Source organism: Roseomonas sp. TF40, assembly GCF_057219975.1.
The window spans coordinates 724,030-746,270 of sequence record NZ_JBXVVR010000002.1; the positions used below are offsets into that span (position 1 = coordinate 724,030).

Genomic DNA, 22,241 nt, shown 5'->3' on the forward strand with positions numbered 1-22,241 from the left:
CTGCCGGGGTGAGACAAGCGACTTTGCGAGTCGCCATGCTATGGCAGCTGCGATGCCCCGTGCCGCCCCGAAACCTGCCGCCGCGCCGACCCCGCGCGCCGCCAAGCCCCGACGCGGTTGGCGCTGGCTGCGCTGGCTGGTGCTGCTCACCATCTGGGGCGGGTTGGCGCTCGGGGCGCTGCTGCTGGCGCTGACCTGGGACCTGCCGCGCAGCGATCTCGCGCTGTCCGCCACGCGCCGCGCGGGCGTGACGCTCGAGGCCGCGGATGGGCGCGTGATCGCGACCTCGGGCGATGTGCATGGGGAGATCGTGCGCCTGCGCGACCTGCCGGCGCATCTGCCCCAGGCGCTGCTGGCGATCGAGGACCGGCGCTTCCGCAGCCATTTCGGCCTCGATCCCATCGGCATCCTGCGCGCCGCCTACGTCAATTTCACCACCGGCCGTGTCGCCCAGGGCGGATCGACGCTGACGCAGCAGCTGGCGAAGAACCTGTTCCTGACGCCGGAGCGCAGCTTCTGGCGCAAGGCGCAGGAGGCGGTGATGGCGCTGTGGTTGGAACAGCGCTTCACCAAGGATGAGCTGCTCGAGATCTACCTCAACCGCGTCTATCTCGGTGGCGGCGCCTATGGCGTGGATGCCGCCGCGCGGCTCTATTTCGGCGTGCCGGCCACGCGGCTGAACCTGTGGCAATCGGCGGTGCTGGCGGGGCTGCCCAAGGCGCCCTCGCGGCTCAACCCGCGCTCCGCCCCCGATGCCGCGGCGGCGCGGGCGGCGGAGGTGCTGTTTGCCATGGCGGAGGCCGGCTTCATCACCAGCGGCGCGGCGGCGCAGGCGGCCGAGAACATCCGCATCCCGCCGCGGCCGTCGCGCGATTCGGGCTGGTTCGCGGATTGGGTGCTCGAGGATCTGGCCGCGCGCTTCCCTGGCAATGCGGACCTCCAGCTGCGCACCACGCTCGATCTGCGCCTGCAGGCGGTGGTGGAGGCGCGGCTGGAGGCGTTGCTGGCCACGCAGGGCGCGCGGGCGCGGGTGGGCCAGGGGGCGGTGGTGGTGCTGGAAGCCGCCACCGGCCAGGTCCGCGCCATGGCCGGCGGGCGGGACTACCGCGCGAGCCAGTTCAACCGCGCCACCCAGGCGCGGCGCCAGCCGGGCTCGGTGTTCAAGCCCTTCGTCTTCGCCGCCGCCCTGGAACGCGGGGCCACGCCCGGCGAGATGGTGGCGGATGGGCCGATCACGCTGGGCGGCTGGTCGCCCGGCAATGGCACCTGGCAGAGCCGGGGCGAGATCACGATCGAGGAAGCGCTCGCGCAGAGCGTGAACACCGCGGCCGTGCGCGTCCTGCAGCGCGCGGGCGGGGCGCGCGCGGCGGCGGCGGCGGCCGGGCGCTTCGGCCTGGCCGGCCCCTTCCCGAACGATGCCACGCTCGCCCTCGGCACGGGGGAGGTGACGCTGCTGGACCTCACCGCCGCCTATGCCGCGTTTGCGAATGGCGGGCTGCGGCCCGAGCCGCGCGGCATCGCCTCTGCGCGCGCGGATGGCCAGGCGCTGGCGCTGCCCGCGCCGGTGCTGACGCGCGCCATCCCGGCCGAGGTGGCGCGCGACATGCGGCGGATGCTCGAGGCCGCGGTGGCGCGCGGCACCGGCCGGGCCGCGCAGCCGCCGGGCGGGCGGCCGGTGGCGGGCAAGACCGGCACGACGCAGGACTTCCGCGACGCCTGGTTCCTTGGCCTGACGGGGGGGCCTGGGGGCGGGCTGGTCATCGGCGTCTGGCTCGGCAATGACTCCGGCGCACCGATGGCCGAGGTGCGCGGCGGCACGTTGCCCGCGCGGCTGTTCCGGGAGATCGTCGAGGGCATGGCCACGCCATGAAGGGGGAAGGCTTGGATCCGTTGGAGCCCTTGCATCAGGCAGCCGGGAAACTGCGGCATGATGCGAACAACGCGATGATGGTGCTGGCCTCGAATCTCGAATTGCTGGCCCGCACTGCCGCCACGGAGGCGGCGCGCCGGCAGGTGGCGCGCGCCGAGGAAGCCGCCCAGCGGCTCGACGCGCTGCTGCGGGCCATGCTCGGCATGCTCGGCCGTACGCCGGGCACGGAGGTGCTGGCGCCGCATCTGGTGGTGCGCGACGCGCTTCCCGTGCTCCGCGCTGTGCTCGGCGCGCGCACCCCAGTGGAACTTGCGGGGGAGGCGCCCGCCGTGGCGCTGGATCGCGCGGCGCTGGAGGCGGCGCTGCTGCGCCTCGCCCTGGCGGCGGCCGGGCAGGGCGAGACGGGCGCGGCGCTGCGCCTGGAGGTGACGCGGGAGGGCGAGGCAACCGTGCTGGTCGCGACCCCGCCGGTTGGTGCCGCGCTGGTCCTGCGCTGGCCGCTCGCTAGGCCGTGACGGGGTCTTCCGGCGCTGTCGGCAGGCCGCTTGCTTCGAGGTCGCGCCCGGCGGCAAACAGCAGGTCCTCCCGGTAGCGCCCGGCGAGCAGCTGCACGCCGACCGGCACGCGCCCGACGCGGCCCGTGGTGACCGTCAGCCCCGGCAGGCCCATCAGCGGCAGCCCCACCTGCGTCAGCTGCGCCTCCATGATGCGGCGGAAGGCCGCCTGGCTCTCGACGTCCTCCTGGTCCCGGAAGGGCAATTCACCGGAAACGGGCGTGATCGCCACCGGGTAGCGCGCGAAGAACGCCATCCAGACCCGCACGAAATGGCTGCGCTTCTGCAACCCGTCCATGAAGGCGTTGAGGTCCGGCATGGGGCACAGCGCCTCCATCTCGGAGAAGATGAAGCTCGCATCCGGGTCGGCTTCCTGGTGCAGGGCCGCGTTCAGGCCGCGCCGGCTCTCGGCCAGCCAGAGCATCGCCTGCAGCGCGGCGGGCTCGCGCAGCGGCGGTGTCTCGGCCTCCTCCACCGTCCAGCCGGCGGCCTGCAGGCGCTTCGCGGCCTCGCGCAGCGCGGCCTCGACCGGGGGCGTCACGGCCATGCCGTCGGGGTTGAGGCAGAGCGCCGCGCGCTTCGGCGCGGCGGGGCCGGCATGCGGCACATCGACCCACCAGGGGTCGCGCTCATCGCGCGCGGCCATGGCGTGGAAGGCGAGTTCGACATCGCCGATGCTGCGCGCGAGGGGGCCGCTGACGGCCATGATCTGCCCGCCGATATGGCGCTCGGCGCCCGAGGCGTTCCACACCGGGATCCGCCCCAGCGTGGGCCGCAGCCCATGCACGCCGCAGGCATAGGCCGGGTAGCGCACCGAGCCGCCGATATCCGTGCCATGGCCGATGGCGCCGATCCCCGCCGCCACCGCCGCCCCGGCACCACCCGAGGAGCCCCCGGGCGTGATCGCCGGGTCGCGCGGGTTCCTGGTGTGGCCATGCAGGCTGTTGCGCGTGAACCAGCGCAGCGAGAAGGCGGGCGTGTTGGTGCGGCCGAGCAGCAGCGCGCCCGCCTTGCGGAGGTTGGCGACGACGGGGTTGTCCTGTGTGGCGACCAGATCCTTCTGGAGCCGCAGCCCGTTGGTGGTGGCGTAGCCCTGCTGGTCCACATTGACCTTGATGGTCGTCGGCACGCCGGCGAGCGGGCCGGGATCCTCCCCGCGCGCGATCGCCGCATCCAGCGCCGCCGCCTGGGCCAGCACCTCTTCGGGGCGGTGTTCCACCACGGCGTTGATCGCGGGGTTCGCGGCGTCCAGCCGCCCCAGCGCATCCTTCGCCACCTCCGTCGCACTCGCGCGGCGGGTGCGGACCAGGCCCGCGATCTCGGTCGCGGGCAGGCGCCAGAACTCGGTCATTCGGGGGATCTCCGCGTGAAATCGGGTTGGCGCTTCTCGAGGAAAGCGGCGCGCCCCTCGGCATGGTCGGCGCTGAGGAAGCACATCGTCTGCCAGTCGCGCTCGCGTTCCAGCGCGGCGTCCAGCCCCTCGGCCAGCATCCGCTTGGTCAGCGCGAGCGGCAGCGGCGCCTGGGCGGCGAGGTCCTGGGCGAGGGTCGTGGCCAGCGCGAGCGCCTCGCCCGCCGGGGCAAGCCGATCCACCAGGCCGATGCGCTGCGCTTCCTCGGCTTCGATCGGCGTGGGGTAGAAAAAAACCTGTCGCGCGCGGGCCAGGCCGATGCGGGCCGGCAGGGTGAAGGGCAGGCCGAGATCGGCCATCAGCCCGACCTTGTTGAACCCCGCCATGAAGCGCGAACCCGCACCCGCCACGATGGTGTCCGCTGCACAGGCCAGCGAGAGCCCCGCGCCGACGCACCAGCCCTCCACCGCCGCGACGATGGGCAGCCGCCCGCCGACCATGAGGCGGATCAGGCGATGCGTGCGGCGCATGCGCTCGCGCCCCTGCTCGGCGTCGCGCACATCCATGCCCGAGATGTCGCCGCCCGAGCAGAAGGTGCCGCCCGCGCCGGTGACGATGAGGGCGCGCAGCCCCTCATCGCCCTGCGCGGCTTCCAGCGCCTCGAACAGCTGCTCGCGGATCGGCACGGCCAGCGCGTTGCGGCGCGCGGGATAGTCGAGGGTGAGCGTCAGCACCGCGCCCGCGCGCTCGGCCAGGACCCTCATGCGGGCAGGTGCAGCTTCGCACCCGTCTTGGCCTGCACCTGCTCGGCGGTGAGGCCCGGCGCGAGGTCCAACAGCCGGAAGCCCAGGCCGGGCACCACGTCGATCACCGCGAGGTTGGTGTACACCCGCGCCACCACCCCGGCCGCGGTCAGCGGATAGGCGCAGCGCTCGACCAGCTTCGGCGTGCCGTCCTTCGTGGTGTGGTCGGAGACCACCCAGACCCGCTTGGCCCCGGCGGCGAGGTCCATCGCGCCGCCGACGGCGGGTGCGCTGTCATTGTCGCTGGTCGCCCAATTGGCGAGGTCGCCTGCCTCCGAGACCTCGAAGGCGCCGAGCACGCACAGGTCGATATGCCCGCCGCGGATCATCGCGAAGCTGTCGGCGTGGTGGAAGAAGCTGCCGCCCGGGCGCAGCGTCACATGCTGCTTGCCGGCATTCTCCAGCCAGGCATTCACCTTGTCCGGCGCGGGCGCGGGGCCCATGCCGAGGATGCCGTTCTCGGAATGCAGGATCACCTCGCGCTCCAGCGGCACATGGTCGGCGACCATGGTCGGGATGCCGATGCCGAGGTTGACGAACCAGCCCTCGGGGATGTCCTGCGCCACGCGGGCGGCCATCTGCGTTCGGTTCCACATGCGCTTAGCTCCAGGGCGGGCCGCGGCGCACATGCACGACGCGGTTCACGAAGATGCCGGGGGTATGCACCTTGTTCGGGTCGATCTCGCCGAGCTCGCGCAGATGATGCACCTGCGCGAGGGTCAGCGCGGCGGCGGTCGCCATCACCGGGTTGAAGTTCCGCCCGGCCTCGCGGAAGGTGAGGTTGCCCCAGCGATCGGCCTCCCAGGCCTCGACCAGCGCGACATCGCCATGCAGGGCGAGTTCCATGACATGGGGGCGGCCGTTGAACTCGCGCACCTCCTTGCCCTGCGCCAGCTTCGTGCCCGCGCTGGTGGGCGTGAAGAAGGCCGGGATGCCCGCCCCCGCCGCGCGCAGCCGCTCGGCCAGCGTGCCCTGGGGCACGATCTCAAGCTCCAGCCTGCCGGCGCGATAGAGCTCCTCGAACACCACCGAGCCGGCCGAGCGCGGGTAGGAGCAGATGATCTTCCGCACCCGCCCGGCGGCCATCAGCTTCGCCAGGCCGATCTGCCCCGAGCCGGCATTGTTGGCCACGACGGTGAGGTCGCGCGCCCCCTGCTCGATCAGCCCCTCGATCAGTTCCAGCGGCTGGCCGACCGAGCCGAAGCCACCGATCAGCACGGTGGCGCCATCCGGCACGCCGGTGAGGGCATCGGCGATGCTCTGGACGATCTTGTTGATCATGCGGGCCTTGTCCTCCGATGCTGAGCGTCTAAAGGCGCCACGCGGCCGGGTCCAGGGGGGCGGGTCCAGGGGGTGGCGGGAGGAGGGAGATGACCGAAGACCTCGCGGCGCTGAAGCGCGCCCAGCCCGCCCGGGCCGCCGCCCTGCTGCGCGATGGCGCTACGGCGGGTGCGGTGGTGGCGGCGATCAACGCCACCAATCTCGACCTGCATCGGGCGGTCCTGGCGGCGGTGCTCGCCCGCCAGCCCACGCCGCCGCCCGTGCCCTTCGCGCTGCTCGCCATGGGCAGCCTCGGGCGCGGCGAATCGCTGCTCGCCCCGGACCAGGATAATGGCTTCATCCTGGAGGACTACCCGGACGAGGCGCATGGCGCGGTGGATGCCTGGTTCCGGCCCTTCGCGACGCAATTCTGCGCGGCCCTGGCCGAGGCCGGCTTCGTGCTCTGCCCCGGCGGGGTGATGGCGATGAACCCGCTCTGGCGGAAGACGCGCAGCCAATGGGCAAGGCAGTTCGAGATCTGGGCGCAGCGGCGCTCCGGCGCGGCGCTGCTCTTCGCCGACATCTTCTTCGACATGCGCGTCGTCGCCGGGGAGGAAGGCTGGGGCGCGGCGCTGTCGCGCCATGTGGCGGGCGTGCTGGCGGCGCAGCCCGCGCTGCTGGCCGCGCTCGCCGCGCAGGACAGCCGCTTCGGCGTCGGCCTGACCTTCTGGGGCGGCTTCGCGGATGACGAACCGGGGCCGGGCACGCGCACGGATCTCAAGCTGCATGGGCTGATGCCGCTGGTCGCCGCCGCGCGGCTCTCCGCCCTGGCGGCGGGCATCACCGCAAGCGCCACCCCCGCGCGGCTGCAAGGCCTCGCGGCGCGCGGCCAGCTTGGCGCGGCGGAGGCCGCGCGGCTCGAGTCCGCCTTCGCCACGCTGCTCGATGCCGTGCTGCGCCAGCAACTGGCCGATCACGCCGCCGGGCTGCGGCCGGGCAATCTGGTGGACACGGCCGCGCTGCCCACGCCGCGCCGGCAGGAATTGCGCGCGGCGCTGCGCGCGGTGCGCGGCTTCGCGAAATCGAGCTTCGCGGGGCTCACCGGGCAGCTCTGGTAGCGGTCAGAAAGCCTCCGCCCGTTCATCCAGGGCGAGGCGCATGCGCGTGGCCTGCACCAGCCCCGGCAAATCCGCGATGCCGCGCGCGCTGGCGCGGGCCAGCAGATGCAGCCAGAGCATGGCGGTGGCGCGCGCATCGCCCAGCGCCTGGTGCCGGCCCTCGATCACCAGCCCCATCCGCCCGCAGAGCCCATCCAGCGAGGCGTCCTCCTCCTGCGGGTCGAGCCAGCGCGCGAGCAGCATGGAACACAGCATCGGCCGGGTGAGGGGCGGGGCGCCGGCGCGCTCCGTCATGCCGAGCACCGTGCGGTCGAAGGCCGCGTTGTGCGCGACCAGCACGGCGCCCTCGGCGAAGCGGGCGAAATCGGTGAAGGCGGCGGCGATACCGGGGGCGCCGACGACCATCGCATCGGTCACGCCGTGGAAGCGCGTGGAAAGGGGCGGGATGGGCCGGCCGGGATTCACCAGTGTGGCGAAATGCGCGACCTCCTGCCCCTGCTCCATCCGCACGGCGCCGATCTGCACCGGCTGGTCGCCGCGGCGCGGCGCGAGGCCGGTGGTCTCGAGGTCGAAGACCACATAGGGATGCGCCAGCAGCGGCCCGGGCGGGGGCGTCACCCAGCGATCGGGCAGGCTCGCAGGCAGCGCCCAGCGCTGGGCGAAGTGGCGGCAGGCATCGAGGAAGCGGCTGGCCATGGCTGCCATCCTGGCACGGTTGCGCGGCCCCCCGCGAGGGGCGCAACCTAGGCCCGAGGCAAACCGCATCAGACGGGGTTGGGGCATGGAAGGCAGCATCGGCGGCAGCCGCTATGAGGAGGTCGTGGCAGGCTGGCGGGCGGACCCCGCGGGCTATTGGCTGCGCGCGGCCGGGGCGATCGACTGGGATGTCGCGCCCGCGCGCGCCTTCGACGCCACGCAGGGCGCCTATGGCCGCTGGTTCCCCGAAGGCCGGCTCAACACCTGCCACAACGCGCTGGATCGCCATGTGCTGGCCGGGCGCGGCGCACAGGACGCCCTGGTCTGGGACAGCCCGATCACCGGGCGCAGCGCGCGCTTCACCTATGCCGAACTGCTCGACCGCACGGCGCGCATGGCCGGCGCGCTGGCGGCCAGCGGCGTGCGCGCGGGCGACCGCGTGATCATCTACATGCCGATGGTGCCCGAGGCCGCGATCGCCATGCTCGCCTGCGCGCGGCTGGGCGCGGTGCATTCGGTGGTCTTCGGCGGCTTCGCGGCGGCGGAACTGGCGGCGCGAATCGCGGACGCCAAGCCGCGCGCCATCGTCTCCGCCAGTTGCGGGCTCGAGCCGGGGCGGCTGATCAAGTACAAGCCGCTGCTCGATGCCGCCATCGCGCTTTCGCCGCACAAGCCCGAGGCGCTGTTCATCCTGCAGCGCCCCGAGCATGTCTGCGACCTCACCCCCGGGCGCGACCATGATCTGCTGGCGGCCGAGGCCAATGCCGCGCCGCATCCCTGCGTGAGCGTGGCGGCGACGGACCCGCTCTACATCCTCTACACCTCCGGCACGACCGGCAGCCCCAAGGGCATCGTGCGCGACAATGGCGGGCATGCCGTCGCGCTGATGAACTCGATGTCGATGGTCTATGGCTGCGGCGCGGGCGACGTGTTCTGGGCGGCCTCCGATGTCGGCTGGGTGGTGGGGCATTCCTACATCGTCTACGCGCCGCTGCTCGCGGGCTGCACGACGGTGATGTATGAGGGCAAGCCCGTGGGCACGCCCGATGCCGGCGCCTTCTGGCGGGTCTGCGCGCAATACGGCGTGAAGATCCTCTTCACCGCGCCGACCGCGATGCGCGCGATCAAGAAGGAGGATCCGAAGGGCGCGATGCTCGCGCGCTACGACCTCACCAACCTGGCCGCGCTGTATCTGGCGGGGGAGCGTTGCGATCCCGATACGGCCATGTGGGCCGCCGACCTTCTGGGCCGGCCGGTGGTGGACCATTGGTGGCAGACCGAGACGGGCTGGGCGATCAGCGGCGGCTTCCGCGGGCTCGGGCTGTTCCCGCCGCGCCCCGGTTCGGGCGGCAAGCCCTCGCCGGGCTTCGACCTGCGCGTGCTGGATGAGGCCGGGCAGGAAGTGCCGCGCGGGCAGATCGGCACGCTCGCGGTGAAGCTGCCCCTGCCGCCCTCCTGCCTGCCCACGCTGTGGAACGCCGAGGCGCGCTTCCGCGAGGCCTATCTCGAGGCCTTCCCCGGCTACTACAACACCTCCGACGCCGGGATGGTGGATGACGAAGGCTATGTCTGGGTGATGAGCCGCACGGACGACATCATCAACGTCGCCGGCCATCGCCTCTCGACCGGCGCGATGGAAGAGGTGCTCAGCGCGCATCCGGATGTCGCGGAATGCGCCGTGGTGGGCATGAAGGATACGCTGAAGGGCCAGGTGCCGCTCGGCTTGGTTGTGCTCAAGTCCGGCGTGGACAAGGCCGAGGCGGAGGTGTGCAAGGAGCTTGTCGCGATGGTGCGGGATCGTATCGGTCCCGTCGCCGCCTTCAAGGAGGCGCGCGTCGTCGCAAGGCTGCCCAAGACGCGCTCGGGCAAGATCCTGCGCGCCACCATCCGCAAGATCGCCGATGGCGACAGCTATGTCGTGCCGCCGACCATCGATGACCCGATGATCCTGGAGGAGATTGCCACCGTGATGCGCGAGGCGGAGAGCTGACATGCCCGATGGAGGAAACGCGGCCCTGCTGCTGCGCGAGGACAGCGCGGCGGGCGTCACGCGGCTCACGCTCAATCGCCCCGCCGCGCGCAACAGCCTGGATTTCGCGCTGCTCGGCGCGCTGCAGGCCACGCTGGCCGAGATCGCCGCCGATGCGCGGGTGCGCGTGGTGGTGCTGGCCGCCGCCGGGCCGGTGTTCAGCGCCGGGCATGATCTGCGCGAGATCGTGGCGCATCGCGCCGATGCCGATGGCGGCAGGGGTTTCTTCGACAGCGCGATGCGCCGCTGCGCCGCGGTGATGCAGGCCATCGTCGCCCTGCCGCAACCCGTGATCGCGGAGGTGCAGGGCATCGCCACCGCGGCGGGCTGCCAATTGGTCGCGACCTGCGACCTGGCCGTCGCGGCGGAGGGCGCGAAATTCTGCACGCCAGGCGTCGATATCGGCCTGTTCTGCTCGACCCCCGCCGTGGCCCTCTCCCGCGCCGTCGCGGCCAAGCCGGCGATGGAGATGCTGCTGACCGGGGCGATGATCTCCGCCATCGAGGCGCATCGCATCGGCCTCCTCAATCGCGTGGTCGCGGCCGATGCCCTGCAGGGCGAGACCATGGCGCTGGCCGCGCAGATCGCCTCGCGCAGCGCGCATACCGTGCGGCTCGGCAAGGCGGCCTTCCATTGCCAGCGCGGCCTGCCGCTCGCCGAGGCCTATGCGCATTGCGCCGCGGTGATGACGGAGAACCTCATGGCCGAGGATGCGGTCGAGGGCATCGGCGCCTTCCTCGGCAAGCGCAAACCAATCTGGCAAGATCGCTAGGGAATACCTGACCAATGGCCGCTTCCGACTACGATGCCCTGCCGCGCAATGCCGCGAACCACCAGCCGCTGACGCCGCTGCTCTTCCTCGAGCGTGCCGCGCGCGTCTTCCCGCAGCACACCGCCGTGGTGCACGGCGCCATCCGCAAGACCTATGCGGAGCTGCACGCGCATTGCGTGAAGCTGGCGCATGAATTGTCGCGGCTCGGCATCGGGCGTGGCGATACCGTCTCGACCCTGCTGCCCAACATTCCCGCCATGCTCGCCTGCCATTACGGCGTGCCGATGACGGGCGCGGTGCTGAACACGCTGAACACGCGCCTCGACGCCGCGACCATCGCCTATTGCCTCGACCATGCCGAGACGAAGGTGCTGATCGTCGATCGCGAATTCGTGCCCCTCGCGCGGCTCGCCCTCACGCAGTGCAACGCGACCCCCTATCTGATCGAGGTGGACGATCCCGAGGCGCCGCCCTCGGTGCGCGACAGCCACCTCGACGGCGCGACCGACTACGACGCCTTCGTCGCGGCCGGCGATCCGCATTTCGCCTGGACGCTGCCGGGCGACGAGTGGGATGCGATCACGCTGAACTACACCTCCGGCACCACCGGCCGGCCGAAGGGCGTGGTCTATCATCATCGCGGCGCGCATCTGCTCGCGGTCGGCAACGTGCTCTCGGCCGGGCTGGGCAAGCATCCGGTCTATCTCTGGACGCTGCCGATGTTCCACTGCAATGGCTGGTGCTTCCCCTGGACCGTCACGGCGCAGGCGGGCACGCATGTCTGCCTGCGCGCCGTGCGCGGGCCGGCCATGTGGGCGCTGATGGCGGGCGAGCATGTGACCCATATGTGCGGCGCGCCCATCGTCATGTCCACGCTACTCGCCACGCCCGAGCATGAGAAGAAGCATCTGACGCGCCAGGTGCAGTTCGTCGTCGCCGGCGCCCCGCCGCCCGCCGCCGTGCTGGGCGCGATGCGCGAGGCCGGCTTCGCCGTCTGCCACGTCTATGGCCTGACCGAATGCTACGGCCCCTCGGTGGTGAATGAGTGGAACAGCGATTGGGATGCCCAGACGCCCGCCCAGCAGGCCGTGCTGATGGCGCGCCAGGGCGTGCGCTACCTGGCACTCGAGAACCTCACCGTCATGGACCCCGAGACCATGGCGCCGCTGCCCGCGGATGGCACGACGATGGGCGAGGTGATGATGCGCGGCAACGTCGTGATGAAGGGCTACCTGAAGGACCCCGAGGCGACCCGGAAAGCCTTCGAAGGCGGCTGGTTCCACACCGGCGACCTCGCCGTGACCTATCCGGATGGTTACATCCAGCTCAAGGATCGCTCGAAGGACATCATCATCTCGGGCGGCGAGAACATCAGCTCCATCGAGATCGAGGACGTGCTCTACAAGCACCCCGCCGTCGCGGTGGCCGGGGTGGTGGCGCGGCCGGACGAGAAATGGGGCGAGACGCCATGCGCCTTCGTCGAGCTGCGCCCGGGGATGCAGGCCACGGTCGAGGAGCTGATCGCCTGGTGCAAGCAGAACCTGGCCGGCTACAAGGTGCCGCGCCATGTGGTCTTCGCCGAGCTGCCCAAGACCAGCACGGGCAAGATCCAGAAGCATGTGCTGCGGGCCCAGGCGCGGGAGGGCGCCTGACGCCGCCCGGCCCGCTTGACGCACATCAAGGTCAGGGGGAGTTTCCCCCTCTAGCAAGGCCCATCGAGGCCACAAGAAACCAGCAGGGTAGAGGTTGCGCATGTCTGACAGCTTGATCGCCGTGAAGCCCGAGATCGCCGCCAAGGCGCATGTCGATGAGGCGGGCTACCGCGCCGCCTACGCCGCCGCCGCGGCCGACCCGGTCGCCTTCTGGGCGAAGGAGGCGAAGCGCGTCGCCTGGATGAAGCCGCCGACGAAGATCAAGGATGTCGATTTCGGCGGCACCTCGGGCAAGGTCTCGATCAAGTGGTTCGAGGATGGCGTGCTCAACGTCTCCGTCTCCTGCCTCGACCGGCATCTGGCGACGCGCGGCGACCAGGTGGCGATCATCTGGGAGGGCGACGACCCCAACGCCGACGCCAAGGTCACCTATCGCGAACTGCATGCCCGCGTCTGCAAGCTGGCCAATGCGCTGCGCAAGCTCGGCGTGAAGAAGGGCGATCGGGTCTGCATCTACCTGCCCATGATCGTCGAGGCCGCGGTCGCCATGCTGGCCTGCGCACGGGTGGGGGCCATCCACTCCATCGTCTTCGGCGGCTTCTCGCCCGACAGCCTCTCGAGCCGCATCCAGGACAGCGAATGCTCCATCCTGATCACGGCCGATGAGGGCCGCCGCGGCGGGCGCAAGGTGGCGCTCAAGACCAATGCCGATGAGGCGCTGAAATCCTGCCCCTCGATCCGCCACGTCATCGTGGCCAAGAACACCGGCAGCGCCGTGCCGATGCAGGCCGGGCGCGACCTGATGTGGGACGAGGCCTGCGCCGGCCTGCCCGAGACCTGCGAGCCCGAGCCGATGGGCGCGGAGGACCCGCTGTTCATCCTCTACACCTCGGGCTCCACCGGCAAGCCGAAGGGCGTGCTGCACACCACGGGCGGCTACCTCGTCTGGGCATCCTTCACGCATCAGAACGTGTTCGACTACAAGGATGGCGAGATCTACTGGTGCACCGCCGATGTCGGCTGGGTGACGGGCCACACCTACATCGTCTACGGCCCGCTCGCGAATGGCGCGACCACGCTGATGTTCGAGGGCGTGCCGAACTACCCTTCCGTCTCCCGCTTCTGGGAGGTGATCGACAAGCACAAGGTCAACATCTTCTACACGGCGCCGACCGCGATCCGCGCGCTGATGCGCGATGGCGAGGCGCCGGTGAAGAAGACCTCCCGCGCCAGCCTGCGCATCCTCGGCTCGGTGGGTGAGCCGATCAACCCCGAGGCCTGGCTCTGGTACTACCGCGTGGTGGGCGACCAGCGCTGCCCGATCGTGGACACCTGGTGGCAGACCGAGACGGGCGGCATCCTCATCTCCCCGCTGCCCGGCGCCATCGCCCAGAAGCCGGGCTCGGCCACCCTGCCGCTGCCCTCCGTCATGCCCGCGCTGGTCGATGGCGAGGGCCGGATCCTGGAAGGGGCGACCGAGGGCAACCTCGTGCTGCTCGACAGCTGGCCCGGCCAGATGCGCACGATCTATGGCGACCATGAGCGCTTCGGCCAGACCTATTTCTCGACCTTCAAGGGCATGTATTTCACCGGCGACGGCGCGCGGCGCGACGCCGATGGCTATTACTGGATCACCGGCCGCGTCGATGACGTGATCAACGTCTCCGGCCACCGCATGGGCACGGCGGAGATCGAGAGCGCGCTGGTGGCCCACCCCAAGGTGGCCGAGGCCGCCGTGGTGGGCATGCCGCATGACCTCAAGGGCCAGGGCATCTACTGCTACGTCACGCTCAAGACCGGCGAGGAGCCGACCGACGCGCTGAAGAAGGAGCTGGTGGCCTGGGTCCGCAAGGAGATCGGGCCCATCGCCTCCCCGGATGCGATCCAATGGGCGCCGGGCCTGCCCAAGACGCGCTCGGGCAAGATCATGCGCCGCATCCTGCGCAAGATCGCGGCCAATGAGACGGACGGGCTGGGCGACACCTCGACGCTGGCGGATCCGGCGGTGGTGCAGGAACTGGTGGAGAATCGCGTCCAGGGGTAAGGTCGGGCGGGTCAGGGAGCCCGCCGGATGTTCGGACGTCGTCATGTTCTCGCCGCTGGACTCGCGGGCGCGCCCCTGGCGCGCGCGCGGGCCCAGGCCGGGCTGCGGGACCTGACGGTGGTCTCCTGGGGCGGCGCCTATCAGGAAGTCCAGCGCGAGATCCTCTTCCGCCCCTGGGCCCAGGCGCGCGGCCGGCGCCTGCTGGAAGAGACCTGGGATGGCGGCATCGAGGTGCTGCGCGCGCGCATCGCCGCCGGCACCAATGCCTGGGATATCGTGCAGGTCGAGGGCGAGGAATTGCTGCTCGGCTGCGCCGAGGGGCTGTTCGAGCGGCTGGATTGGGACGCCATCGGCGGGCGTGACGCCTATCTGCCGGAAGCGGTGCAGGAATGCGGCGTCGGCGCCGTGATCTACAGCTTCGTCCTGGCCTGGGACCGCGCCCGCACCCAGGGCGCGCCGAGCGGCTGGGCGGATCTCTTCGACCTCGCCCGCTTCCCCGGCCGCCGCGGCTTCCGCCGCGGACCCAAGACGACGCTGGAGATCGCGCTGCTGGCCGATGGCGTGGCGCCGGCGCAAATCTATCCGGTGCTGGCCACCGAGGCGGGCGTGGCCCGCGCCTTCGCCAAGCTGGACACGATCCGCGAGAGCCTCGCCTGGTGGGAGCGCGGCTCCCAGCCCATCCAATGGCTCGTGAGCGGGGAGTTGGCGCTGAGCGTGGCCTATAATGGCCGCGTCGCCGCCGCCAATCTCGATGACGGGCGCGACCTCGGCATGGTCTGGGCGCAGAATTTGCGGGCGCAGGATTCCTGGGTGATCATGCGCGGCAGCCCGAACCGCGCGGCGGCGCTCGATTTCCTGCGCTTCGCCGGTCAGGCGCGGGTGCAGGCGGGGCTGCCGCCGCGCATCCCCTATGGGCTGACCGCCCGCGGGGCGGAAGAAGGCCTGCCGGGCGCGCTGCTCGCCACCCTGCCGACCGCCGCGGTGAATGCGCGCACGGCGCTGCCCATCGATGACCGCTTCTGGATCGCGCGGATCGACGCGCTGAATGCGCGCTTCGAGCGCTGGCTAGCCGGCTGAATCCGTCTGCCGCGGCCGCGCCGCCATCATGGTGGCGAGCATGGTCGCCGCCAGCACCTCCGCCCCCTCGGCATCGCGCATCCACACATCGGCGCGGCAGAAGCTGAGCGTGCGGCCGGGCTTGAGCACCGCGCCGCGCGCGATGGCTTCCACCCCGGCGCCGGGGCGGAGGAAGCTCATCTTGAACTCCACGCTCAGCACCTCCTCGCCGGGCGGCATCAAGGACAGGGCAGCGAAGCCGCAGGCATTGTCGGCGAGCGTGGTCAGCACGCCGGCATGGAACAGGCCGTGATGCTGGGTGAGGTCCGCGCGGAAGGGGCAGGCGAGGATGCAATGGCCGGGCGTGACCTCGACCAGCCGCGCGCCGAAATTCCGCATCAGCCCCTGGGCAGCGAAGGCGCGCGCGACGACCTCGGCGAAGGCCGGGTCGCGAGGTGTCATGCGCGTGTGGGCGGAAGAATGGGCCGCGAATGCGGCCCCGCGCGCAGACCGGACGCCGGCACCGGCACCACAGCGCGTCGGCGCGCAGCCAAGCCCGCGGAGCGGGCGCCCGGCGCTTGAGGGCGCATCAAAGTCTCCAACCCGTATGGATGGCCACGATCCCGCCGGAGAGGTTGCGATGCGCCACGCGCTCCAGCCCGGCGTCGCGCATCATGCCGGCCAGCGTCTCCTGGTCGGGGAACATGCGGATGCTCTCGGCGAGGTATTCGTAGCTCTCGCGATCCTTGGCCACGCGCGCGCCGATCTCGGGCAGCACCTTGAAGGACCAGAGGTCATAGACCTTGGCGAGGGGCTCGATCGCGACGCGGGAGAATTCCAGGCAGTGGAAGCGCCCGCCGGGGCGCAGCACGCGCCGCGCCTCGCGCAGCACGGCCGGCTTGTCGGTGCAGTTGCGCAGGCCGAAGGCGATGGAGATCTTCTCCACGCTGCGATCGGGCAGCGGGATGTGCTCGGCATCCACCACCGCGACCTCGAGCCCCTGCACGATGCCGCGGTCCAGCGCGCGCTTCTGCGCCACTTCCAGCATGGCGGGGTTCACATCGGTCAGGATCACCCGGCCCGCGCCGGCCTCCAGCGCGCCGAAGGCGATGTCGCCGGTCCCGCCCGCCAGATCCAGCAGCGTCTCCCGCGGGGAGCAGCCGATGGCGCGCACGAAGATCCGCTTCCAGACGCGATGGATGCCCAGCGACATCAGGTCGTTCATCACGTCGTAGCTGGGTGCGACGCTCTCGAAGACGCGTTTGACGAGGCCCGCCTTCTCTTCCCGGGGCACGTCGCGGTAGCCAAAATCTGTGGTGTCGCTCATGGCGCCACCTTGCCGTGCCGCGCGACGGCCGGCAAGGAAGCGGCACATGGCCGCCAGACTGCGGCAGCCTGGAGCAAAAATGCCGGAACTCCCCGAAGTCGAAACCGTGATGCGCGGCCTGGCCGCGGTGCTGGAGGGCCAGCGCATCACCCGCGCGGCCACCACGCGCCCCGATCTGCGCTGGCCCTTCCCGCCCAACCTGGCCGGGCGAGTGAGCGGGGCGACCGTCACGGGCTTCCGCCGGCGCGGCAAGTTCATGTTGATGCGCCTCGATACCGGGGAGAGCCTCTTGATCCATCTCGGCATGTCCGGGCGGATGGTGGCTCGCCCGCTGGCGGGGCCACCCGTGCCCTGGATGGGGCCAACGGGGCGTTTCTCCGACGCGCGGGGCCATAACGGCCCGCCCGAGGCGCATGAGCACCTGATCCTGGAAACGGCCTCGGGCATGCGCGTGGGCTTCGTCGATCCGCGCCGCTTCGGCAGCGTCGACCTGGTGGCGACCGCGGCCGAGGAGACGCACAAGCACCTGGCCGGCATGGGGCCCGAGCCGCTGGAGGCAGGCTTCACGCCTTCCGTGCTCGATGCCGCGCTGGCCGGGCGGCGCACGCCCATCAAGGCCGCCCTGCTCGACCAGCGCGTGGTCGCGGGGCTGGGCAACATCTATGTGGCGGAGGCGCTGTTCCGCGCCGGGATCTCGCCCCGGCGCCTCGCCGCCTCGGTGGTGGGCGCGCGCGCCGCGCGGCTGGTGCCCGCCATCAAGGCGGTGCTGGAAGAGGCGATCGGCGCGGGCGGGTCCTCCCTGCGCGACTATGTCCGCGCCGATGGCGAGCTGGGGCGCTTCCAGGACCGTTTTTCCGTCTATGACCGGGAGGGCCAGCCCTGCCCCGACTGCCCGGGGCCCGAGGCGGGCTGCACGGGTGTGGCGCGCTTCGTGCAATCCGGGCGCAGCACCTTCTATTGCCGCCTGAAGCAGCGTTGAGCCGCGCCGCATACGGCGACATTGGGCCGCGCTGCACGCGGCGACGTTGAGCCTGCCCGCGTGCCGCGCTACGCCTTGTCAGAGCATGAGGGAGCACGCGCATGGCCTATGAGATGATCCTGGTCGAGACGGTGGGGCGCGTGGGCGTCATCACCCTGAACCGGCCCAAGGCGCTGAACGCGCTCTGCGACCAGCTGATGACCGAGCTCGGCCAGGCGCTGCGCGGCTTCGACGCCGATGCGGCGATCGGCGCCATCGTGCTGACGGGCAGCGAGAAGGCCTTCGCCGCCGGCGCCGACATCAAGGAGATGAAGGACCGCGCCTATCCGGCGGTCTATTTCGACGATTTCATCGGCAAGCGCTGGGAAGACGTGCTGACCATCCAGAAGCCGGTGATCGCCGCCGTGGCGGGCTTCGCGCTCGGCGGCGGGTGTGAGCTCGCGATGATGTGCGACCTGATCCTCGCCGCCGACAACGCGAAGTTCGGCCAGCCGGAGATCAATCTCGGCATCATCCCCGGCGCCGGCGGATCGCAGCGCCTGACGCGCGCCGTGGGCAAGTCGAAGGCGATGGAGATGATCCTCACCGGCCGCATGATGGACGCCGCCGAGGCCGAGCGCGCCAACCTCGTCTGCCGCGTCGTGCCCCTGGCCGAATTGCGGGAAGAGGCGCTGAAGATGGGCGAGAAGATCGCCAGCCTCTCGGCCCCTTCCGTCGCCATGGCGAAGGAGGCGGTGAACATGGCCTTCGAGGGCACGCTGCGTGAGGGCGTGCGCTTCGAGCGCCGGCTGTTCCTCTCGCTCTTCTCGACCGAGGACCAGAAGGAAGGCATGGCCGCCTTCGCCGAGAAGCGGAAGCCGGCCTTCCGCAACCGATAGCCGCGTGCTCCATTGACTCCGCGAAGGGGCGGGCGGTATGAACCGCGCCTTCGTGCACGGCCCCGGTCGTGCGGCGTTCCGAAACATCCGACTGGTCAGATATCACAGCCCATGGCGAACAATGCTTCCGCGCGTAAGCGCATCCGCCAGACCGAGAAGCGCACCGAGCGCAACCGCGCCCGCCGCTCTCGCGTCCGCACCTTCATCCGCAAGGTCGAACTGGCCATCGCGGGTGGCGACAAGGGTGCTGCGCAGTCCGCCCTGCAGGCGGCCCAGCCGGAGATGCAGCGCGCGGTCGGCAAGGGCGTGTTCCATGCCAACACCGTGTCGCGGAAGCTCTCGCGCCTTTCCGCGCGCATCAAGTCGCTGGGCGCTGCCCCGCAGGCTTGAGTCCCGGGGCGGGGCCTAGCCCCGCCTGCCGCCAAGTTCCACGAGAGACCGAACAGAGTGGCGAGGCCGGAAGCGGCAGCGCTGCTCTTTTTGTGTCCGTGTCAGATTGTTGCTGGCCACCCCGCAATTCCGTGTCAAGCATGGTTTTGACTTGCGGATGCAAAGTAATCATTTGCCGGCGGCGGAGCGGAGGCGGTAGCTTCATCCCTGGGAGAGGCGGGGGCCTCGGTTTCGAAACCAGGGAAAAGCGGCAGGCGGCCTACCGCCTGGCGAAGCGGGCAGGGGCGGTCTGATCCATCCCTGATCGTGTCGGGGTCCTTGCGGCCGCGGCTTTGGCGAGAAACAGGCGTTTGAGGGTGGCAGGTGCGTCCCATGGAGCAAGCTGGCGGGCCGATGCCCTCGTCCCAGCCTTCGACCTCCGGTCAGACGGCGGAGCTGTGGGCGCGTATCCGCGGCCGGCTGCGCGACGAGGTCGGTGAAGTCGAGTACCGGACCTGGCTGCGCCAGATGACGCTCGCCGCCGTCCAGGGCGAGGAGGTCGTGATCCAGCTGCCCACGCGCTTCCTGCGCGACTGGGTGCGCAGCCATTACGGGGATCGCCTGCGCAGCATGTGGCAGGCCGAATTGCCCGCCGTGCGCATGGTGGAATTCCGCGTCACCCCCGAGCCCCGCCCCGCCGACGGCGTGCCTGCGGCCGAGCTGCGCCGCAGCGAGCCGCCGCCCGTGGGCCCGCGCATCGGCGCGCCGGGCCGCGGCGTGGCCGAGCCGCCGCCCGCCCCGCCTGCCGACCTTGCCGCCGGCCTCGCCGAGCCGCTGGGCAAGCCGGCTGAGACCCGCCCGGCCGATCCGCGCGGCGACTGGTCCGTGCCGCTCGACCCGCGCTTCACCTTCGACACCTTCGTCGTCGGCAAGCCGAATGAATTCGCCCATGCCTGCGCGCGCCGCGTTGCCGAGCGCCCGGCCAGCCCGGGCTTCAACCCGCTGTTCCTCTATGGCGGCGTCGGGCTGGGCAAGACGCACCTGATGCACGCCATCGCCTGGGCGATCCGCGAGCGCGGCGGCCAGCCCGGCCAGGTGCCGCAGCAGGTCGCCTACATGTCGGCCGAGAAGTTCATGTACCGCTTCATCGCCGCGCTGCGCAGCCAGTCCACGATGGAGTTCAAGGAATCGCTGCGCAGCGTGGACCTGCTGCTGATCGACGACCTGCAGTTCCTGATCGGCAAGGACAACACGCAGGAGGAATTCTTCCACACCTTCAACGCGCTGATCGACGCCGGCAAGCAGATCGTGGTCAGCGCCGACAAGTCGCCCTCCGACCTCTCGGGCATCGAGGACCGGCTGCGCACGCGGCTGGGCTGCGGCATGGTCGCGGACCTCCATGCCACGACCTACGAACTCCGCCTGTCGATCCTGCAGGCGAAGGCGCAGGGCCAGGGCGTGCCGGTGCCGCCCAAGGTGCTGGAATTCCTCGCCCACAAGATCACGACCAATGTCCGCGAGCTGGAAGGCGCGCTGAACCGCCTGATCGCGCACGCCAACCTCTTCGGCCGCGCCGTCACCATGGAAGGCGCGCAGGAGGTGCTGCACGACGTGCTGCGCGCCCATGATCGCCGCGTGACGATCGAGGAGATCCAGAAGCGCGTGGCGGAGCACTACAACATCCGCCTCACCGACATGTCCTCGCCGCGCCGGGCGCGCAACGTGGCCCGGCCGCGCCAGATCGCGATGTACCTGGCCAAGCAGCTCACCAGCCGGTCGCTTCCTGAGATCGGGCGGCGCTTCGGCGGGCGCGACCACACCACGGTGATGCACGCCGTCAGCCGCGTGGCCGAGCTGATGCAATCCGACGCCGCCTTCGCCGAGGATGTCGAGCTGCTGCGGCGGATGCTGGAGACCTAGCGGTGCCCTCAGGCGCCGGGCGCGGCCTCCGGCCGCTTGGCTACGCGCCGTCGTGCCGAAGGCACGCCCAAGGCGTGACGCGCTGTTGAGTCGGGGCAAACGGGTCGTCTGTGCGCGGGGCCGCTATTCGCGGCCCTTGGGGGTTCGAAAGGCGGCACGGGCGCCCTTCAACAAGCGATTCCGCCCTGTTATGTTGGCCAACCGCCTGCGGCGGGAATCGGGGGCCTGGCGGGCCGTCGCGGCACCCCCCGTGCCGCGGCACCGCCACAAGACGCTGGGAAGTCGGGTGCCATGAAGTTCACGGTGGACAGGGCGGTTCTGCTCAAGGCGCTCGCGCATGTGCAGAGCGTGGTGGAGCGGCGCAACACCATCCCCATCCTCGCCAATGTCCTGCTCGAGGCGCGTGAGTCCGGCCTGCGCCTGACCGCGACCGACATGGAGATCGCCGTGGTGGAGGAAGTCCCCGGCGTCACCGTCACCCGCACCGGCCGCACCACCGCCCCGGCCGCGACGCTCTTCGAACTGGTCCGCAAGCTGCCCGAGACGGCGAAGATCGAGCTCGACCATCCGGGCGGCGACAGCCAGCTCACCCTGCGCGCGGGCCGCTTCGACGCCAAGCTCTCGGTCCTGCCGGTCGAGGACTTCCCCTCCATGACCGAGGGCAAGCTGCCGCACCGCTTCGCGCTGCCGGCCGGGCAGATGCGCGACCTGATCGACCGCACGCGCTTCGCCATCTCCACCGAGGAAACCCGCTACTACCTCAACGGCATCTACCTGCACGCGACCGAGGCCGGCGGGGCGAAGGTGCTGCGCGCGGTGGCGACCGACGGCCATCGCCTCGCCCGTGTCGAGGAACCGCTGCCCGAGGGCGCATCCGGCATGCCGGGCGTGATCATTCCCCGCAAGACGGTGAACGAGCTGCGCAAGCTGGCCGAGGAGGTGCAGGACGAGATCGCCGTCGCGCTCTCCGACACCAAGATCCGCTTCACGCTGGGCCCCGTTCAGCTCACCTCCAAGCTGATCGACGGCACCTTCCCGGAATATGAGCGCGTGATCCCGCGCGGCAACGACAAGGTTCTCCGGGTCCAGAAGAAGGATTTCGCCGAGGCCGTGGGCCGCGTGGCGGGCATCAGCTCCGAGCGGTCGCGCCCGGTGAAGCTTTCCGTCGATCGCAACCACCTGCTGCTCTCCGCCGCCAGTGCCGAGCTCGGCCAGGCGCAGGAGGAGCTGGATGGCGATGTGGTGAGCTATGAGGCCGGCCCGCTCGAGATCGGCTTCCAGGCGCGCTACCTGAACGACATCACCGACCAGATCGTCGAGCAGGTGGAGTTCCGCTTCTCCGACGGTTCCGCCCCCACCATCGTCACCGACAGCGCCAAGCCCGAGGCGCTGTATGTGCTGATGCCGATGCGGGTGTGACGGGCCGCTTCCCGTCCTGAGATTCCCCCGGCGCACACAGAAACGTGCGCGCCGCGCACGGGAACGCGATCCCACCCTGTAACAGCCTCATGCAACCTATCCGGGCAAACCGGCGCGGGCGAACAACCGCGCGGCACCTGGGGA

The 22,241-nt window shown here is 71.0% G+C and carries 20 protein-coding genes; 13 read left to right on the forward strand and 7 right to left on the reverse strand.

From position 1 onward, the window contains the following. Positions 1-52: 52 nt before the first annotated feature. Complete coding sequence (locus tag AC2D9U_RS09490; RefSeq protein ID WP_484748241.1) at positions 53-1,870, forward strand: transglycosylase domain-containing protein; 1,818 nt, start codon at positions 53-55, stop codon at positions 1,868-1,870. A gap of 77 nt (positions 1,871-1,947) precedes the next feature. Continuing rightward, entirely contained in the window at positions 1,948-2,385 is a 438-nt protein-coding gene (locus AC2D9U_RS09495; protein WP_484748243.1) for a hypothetical protein, read from the forward strand. Here the strand turns inward: AC2D9U_RS09495 and AC2D9U_RS09500 are convergent. The 4 genes from AC2D9U_RS09500 to AC2D9U_RS09515 are packed head-to-tail and all read right to left on the reverse strand — an operon-like array spanning position 2,375 to position 5,859. Next, entirely contained in the window at positions 2,375-3,775 is a 1,401-nt protein-coding gene (locus AC2D9U_RS09500) for an amidase family protein (protein ID WP_484748246.1), read from the reverse strand. The two genes, AC2D9U_RS09495 and AC2D9U_RS09500, sit on opposite strands and share 11 nt — an antisense overlap. Beyond that, the gene (locus AC2D9U_RS09505; protein WP_484748248.1) at positions 3,772-4,539 is read right to left on the reverse strand and encodes an enoyl-CoA hydratase/isomerase family protein; all 768 of its coding nucleotides are present in this window, start codon (positions 4,537-4,539) and stop codon (positions 3,772-3,774) included. The genes AC2D9U_RS09500 and AC2D9U_RS09505 overlap by 4 nt, the downstream gene beginning before the upstream one ends. Continuing rightward, positions 4,536-5,174, reverse strand: a complete 639-nt coding sequence (locus AC2D9U_RS09510) for a 3-oxoacid CoA-transferase subunit B (protein WP_484748251.1) — start codon at positions 5,172-5,174, stop codon at positions 4,536-4,538. The genes AC2D9U_RS09505 and AC2D9U_RS09510 overlap by 4 nt, the downstream gene beginning before the upstream one ends. Before the next feature lie 4 nt (positions 5,175-5,178). Then, positions 5,179-5,859: a 3-oxoacid CoA-transferase subunit A gene (locus AC2D9U_RS09515; RefSeq protein WP_484748253.1), complete on the reverse strand. Its 681-nt coding sequence runs from the start codon at positions 5,857-5,859 to the stop codon at positions 5,179-5,181. 89 nt (positions 5,860-5,948) lie between these two features. Between AC2D9U_RS09515 and AC2D9U_RS09520 the strand changes: the two genes are divergently transcribed. Continuing rightward, complete coding sequence (locus AC2D9U_RS09520; protein WP_484748256.1) at positions 5,949-6,956, forward strand: DUF294 nucleotidyltransferase-like domain-containing protein; 1,008 nt, start codon at positions 5,949-5,951, stop codon at positions 6,954-6,956. Positions 6,957-6,959: 3 nt separating this feature from the next. On the opposite strand, the gene AC2D9U_RS09525 is transcribed toward AC2D9U_RS09520, so the two are convergent. Beyond that, positions 6,960-7,652: a 3'-5' exonuclease gene (locus tag AC2D9U_RS09525; protein WP_484748259.1), complete on the reverse strand. Its 693-nt coding sequence runs from the start codon at positions 7,650-7,652 to the stop codon at positions 6,960-6,962. A gap of 85 nt (positions 7,653-7,737) precedes the next feature. Here AC2D9U_RS09525 and AC2D9U_RS09530 point away from each other — a divergent pair, with 85 nt between their 5' ends. From AC2D9U_RS09530 to AC2D9U_RS09550, 5 genes are all read left to right on the forward strand, one after another. Continuing rightward, positions 7,738-9,642 carry an AMP-binding protein gene (locus AC2D9U_RS09530; RefSeq protein ID WP_484748261.1) on the forward strand — a complete coding sequence of 635 codons (1,905 nt, stop codon included), beginning with the start codon at positions 7,738-7,740 and terminating at the stop codon, positions 9,640-9,642. Between the two features lies 1 nt (position 9,643). After that, positions 9,644-10,453: an enoyl-CoA hydratase gene (locus AC2D9U_RS09535; RefSeq protein ID WP_484748263.1), complete on the forward strand. Its 810-nt coding sequence runs from the start codon at positions 9,644-9,646 to the stop codon at positions 10,451-10,453. A gap of 14 nt (positions 10,454-10,467) precedes the next feature. Further along, positions 10,468-12,105 carry an acyl-CoA synthetase gene (locus AC2D9U_RS09540; protein WP_484748264.1) on the forward strand — a complete coding sequence of 546 codons (1,638 nt, stop codon included), beginning with the start codon at positions 10,468-10,470 and terminating at the stop codon, positions 12,103-12,105. Between the two features lie 100 nt (positions 12,106-12,205). Next, a complete protein-coding gene (gene acs / locus AC2D9U_RS09545) occupies positions 12,206-14,149 on the forward strand; it encodes an acetate--CoA ligase (protein ID WP_484748266.1) in 1,944 nt (647 codons plus the stop codon). 27 nt (positions 14,150-14,176) lie between these two features. Further along, the gene (locus tag AC2D9U_RS09550; protein ID WP_484748268.1) at positions 14,177-15,226 is read left to right on the forward strand and encodes an extracellular solute-binding protein; all 1,050 of its coding nucleotides are present in this window, start codon (positions 14,177-14,179) and stop codon (positions 15,224-15,226) included. Here AC2D9U_RS09550 and AC2D9U_RS09555 read toward each other — a convergent pair. Both AC2D9U_RS09555 and AC2D9U_RS09560 read right to left on the reverse strand, forming a co-directional pair. Continuing rightward, positions 15,215-15,667 carry a PaaI family thioesterase gene (locus tag AC2D9U_RS09555; protein WP_484748270.1) on the reverse strand — a complete coding sequence of 151 codons (453 nt, stop codon included), beginning with the start codon at positions 15,665-15,667 and terminating at the stop codon, positions 15,215-15,217. The two genes, AC2D9U_RS09550 and AC2D9U_RS09555, sit on opposite strands and share 12 nt — an antisense overlap. Before the next feature lie 127 nt (positions 15,668-15,794). Beyond that, on the reverse strand, positions 15,795-16,532 hold the full coding sequence (locus AC2D9U_RS09560) for a class I SAM-dependent methyltransferase (RefSeq protein WP_484748272.1): 738 nt from the start codon (positions 16,530-16,532) through the stop codon (positions 15,795-15,797). A gap of 79 nt (positions 16,533-16,611) precedes the next feature. On the opposite strand from AC2D9U_RS09560, the gene mutM reads away from it, so the two are divergent. From mutM to dnaN, 5 genes are all read left to right on the forward strand, one after another. Next, positions 16,612-17,511 carry a bifunctional DNA-formamidopyrimidine glycosylase/DNA-(apurinic or apyrimidinic site) lyase gene (mutM, locus tag AC2D9U_RS09565; protein WP_484748274.1) on the forward strand — a complete coding sequence of 300 codons (900 nt, stop codon included), beginning with the start codon at positions 16,612-16,614 and terminating at the stop codon, positions 17,509-17,511. Positions 17,512-17,612: 101 nt separating this feature from the next. Beyond that, complete coding sequence (locus AC2D9U_RS09570; protein ID WP_484748276.1) at positions 17,613-18,389, forward strand: enoyl-CoA hydratase; 777 nt, start codon at positions 17,613-17,615, stop codon at positions 18,387-18,389. A 111-nt stretch (positions 18,390-18,500) separates the two neighbouring features. Beyond that, entirely contained in the window at positions 18,501-18,779 is a 279-nt protein-coding gene (gene rpsT / locus AC2D9U_RS09575) for a 30S ribosomal protein S20 (RefSeq protein ID WP_484748278.1), read from the forward strand. 393 nt (positions 18,780-19,172) lie between these two features. Then, positions 19,173-20,678, forward strand: a complete 1,506-nt coding sequence (gene dnaA, locus AC2D9U_RS09580) for a chromosomal replication initiator protein DnaA (RefSeq protein ID WP_484748280.1) — start codon at positions 19,173-19,175, stop codon at positions 20,676-20,678. A 291-nt stretch (positions 20,679-20,969) separates the two neighbouring features. Continuing rightward, positions 20,970-22,097, forward strand: a complete 1,128-nt coding sequence (gene dnaN, locus AC2D9U_RS09585; RefSeq protein ID WP_484748282.1) for a DNA polymerase III subunit beta — start codon at positions 20,970-20,972, stop codon at positions 22,095-22,097. The last annotated feature ends 144 nt before the right edge of the window (positions 22,098-22,241 follow it).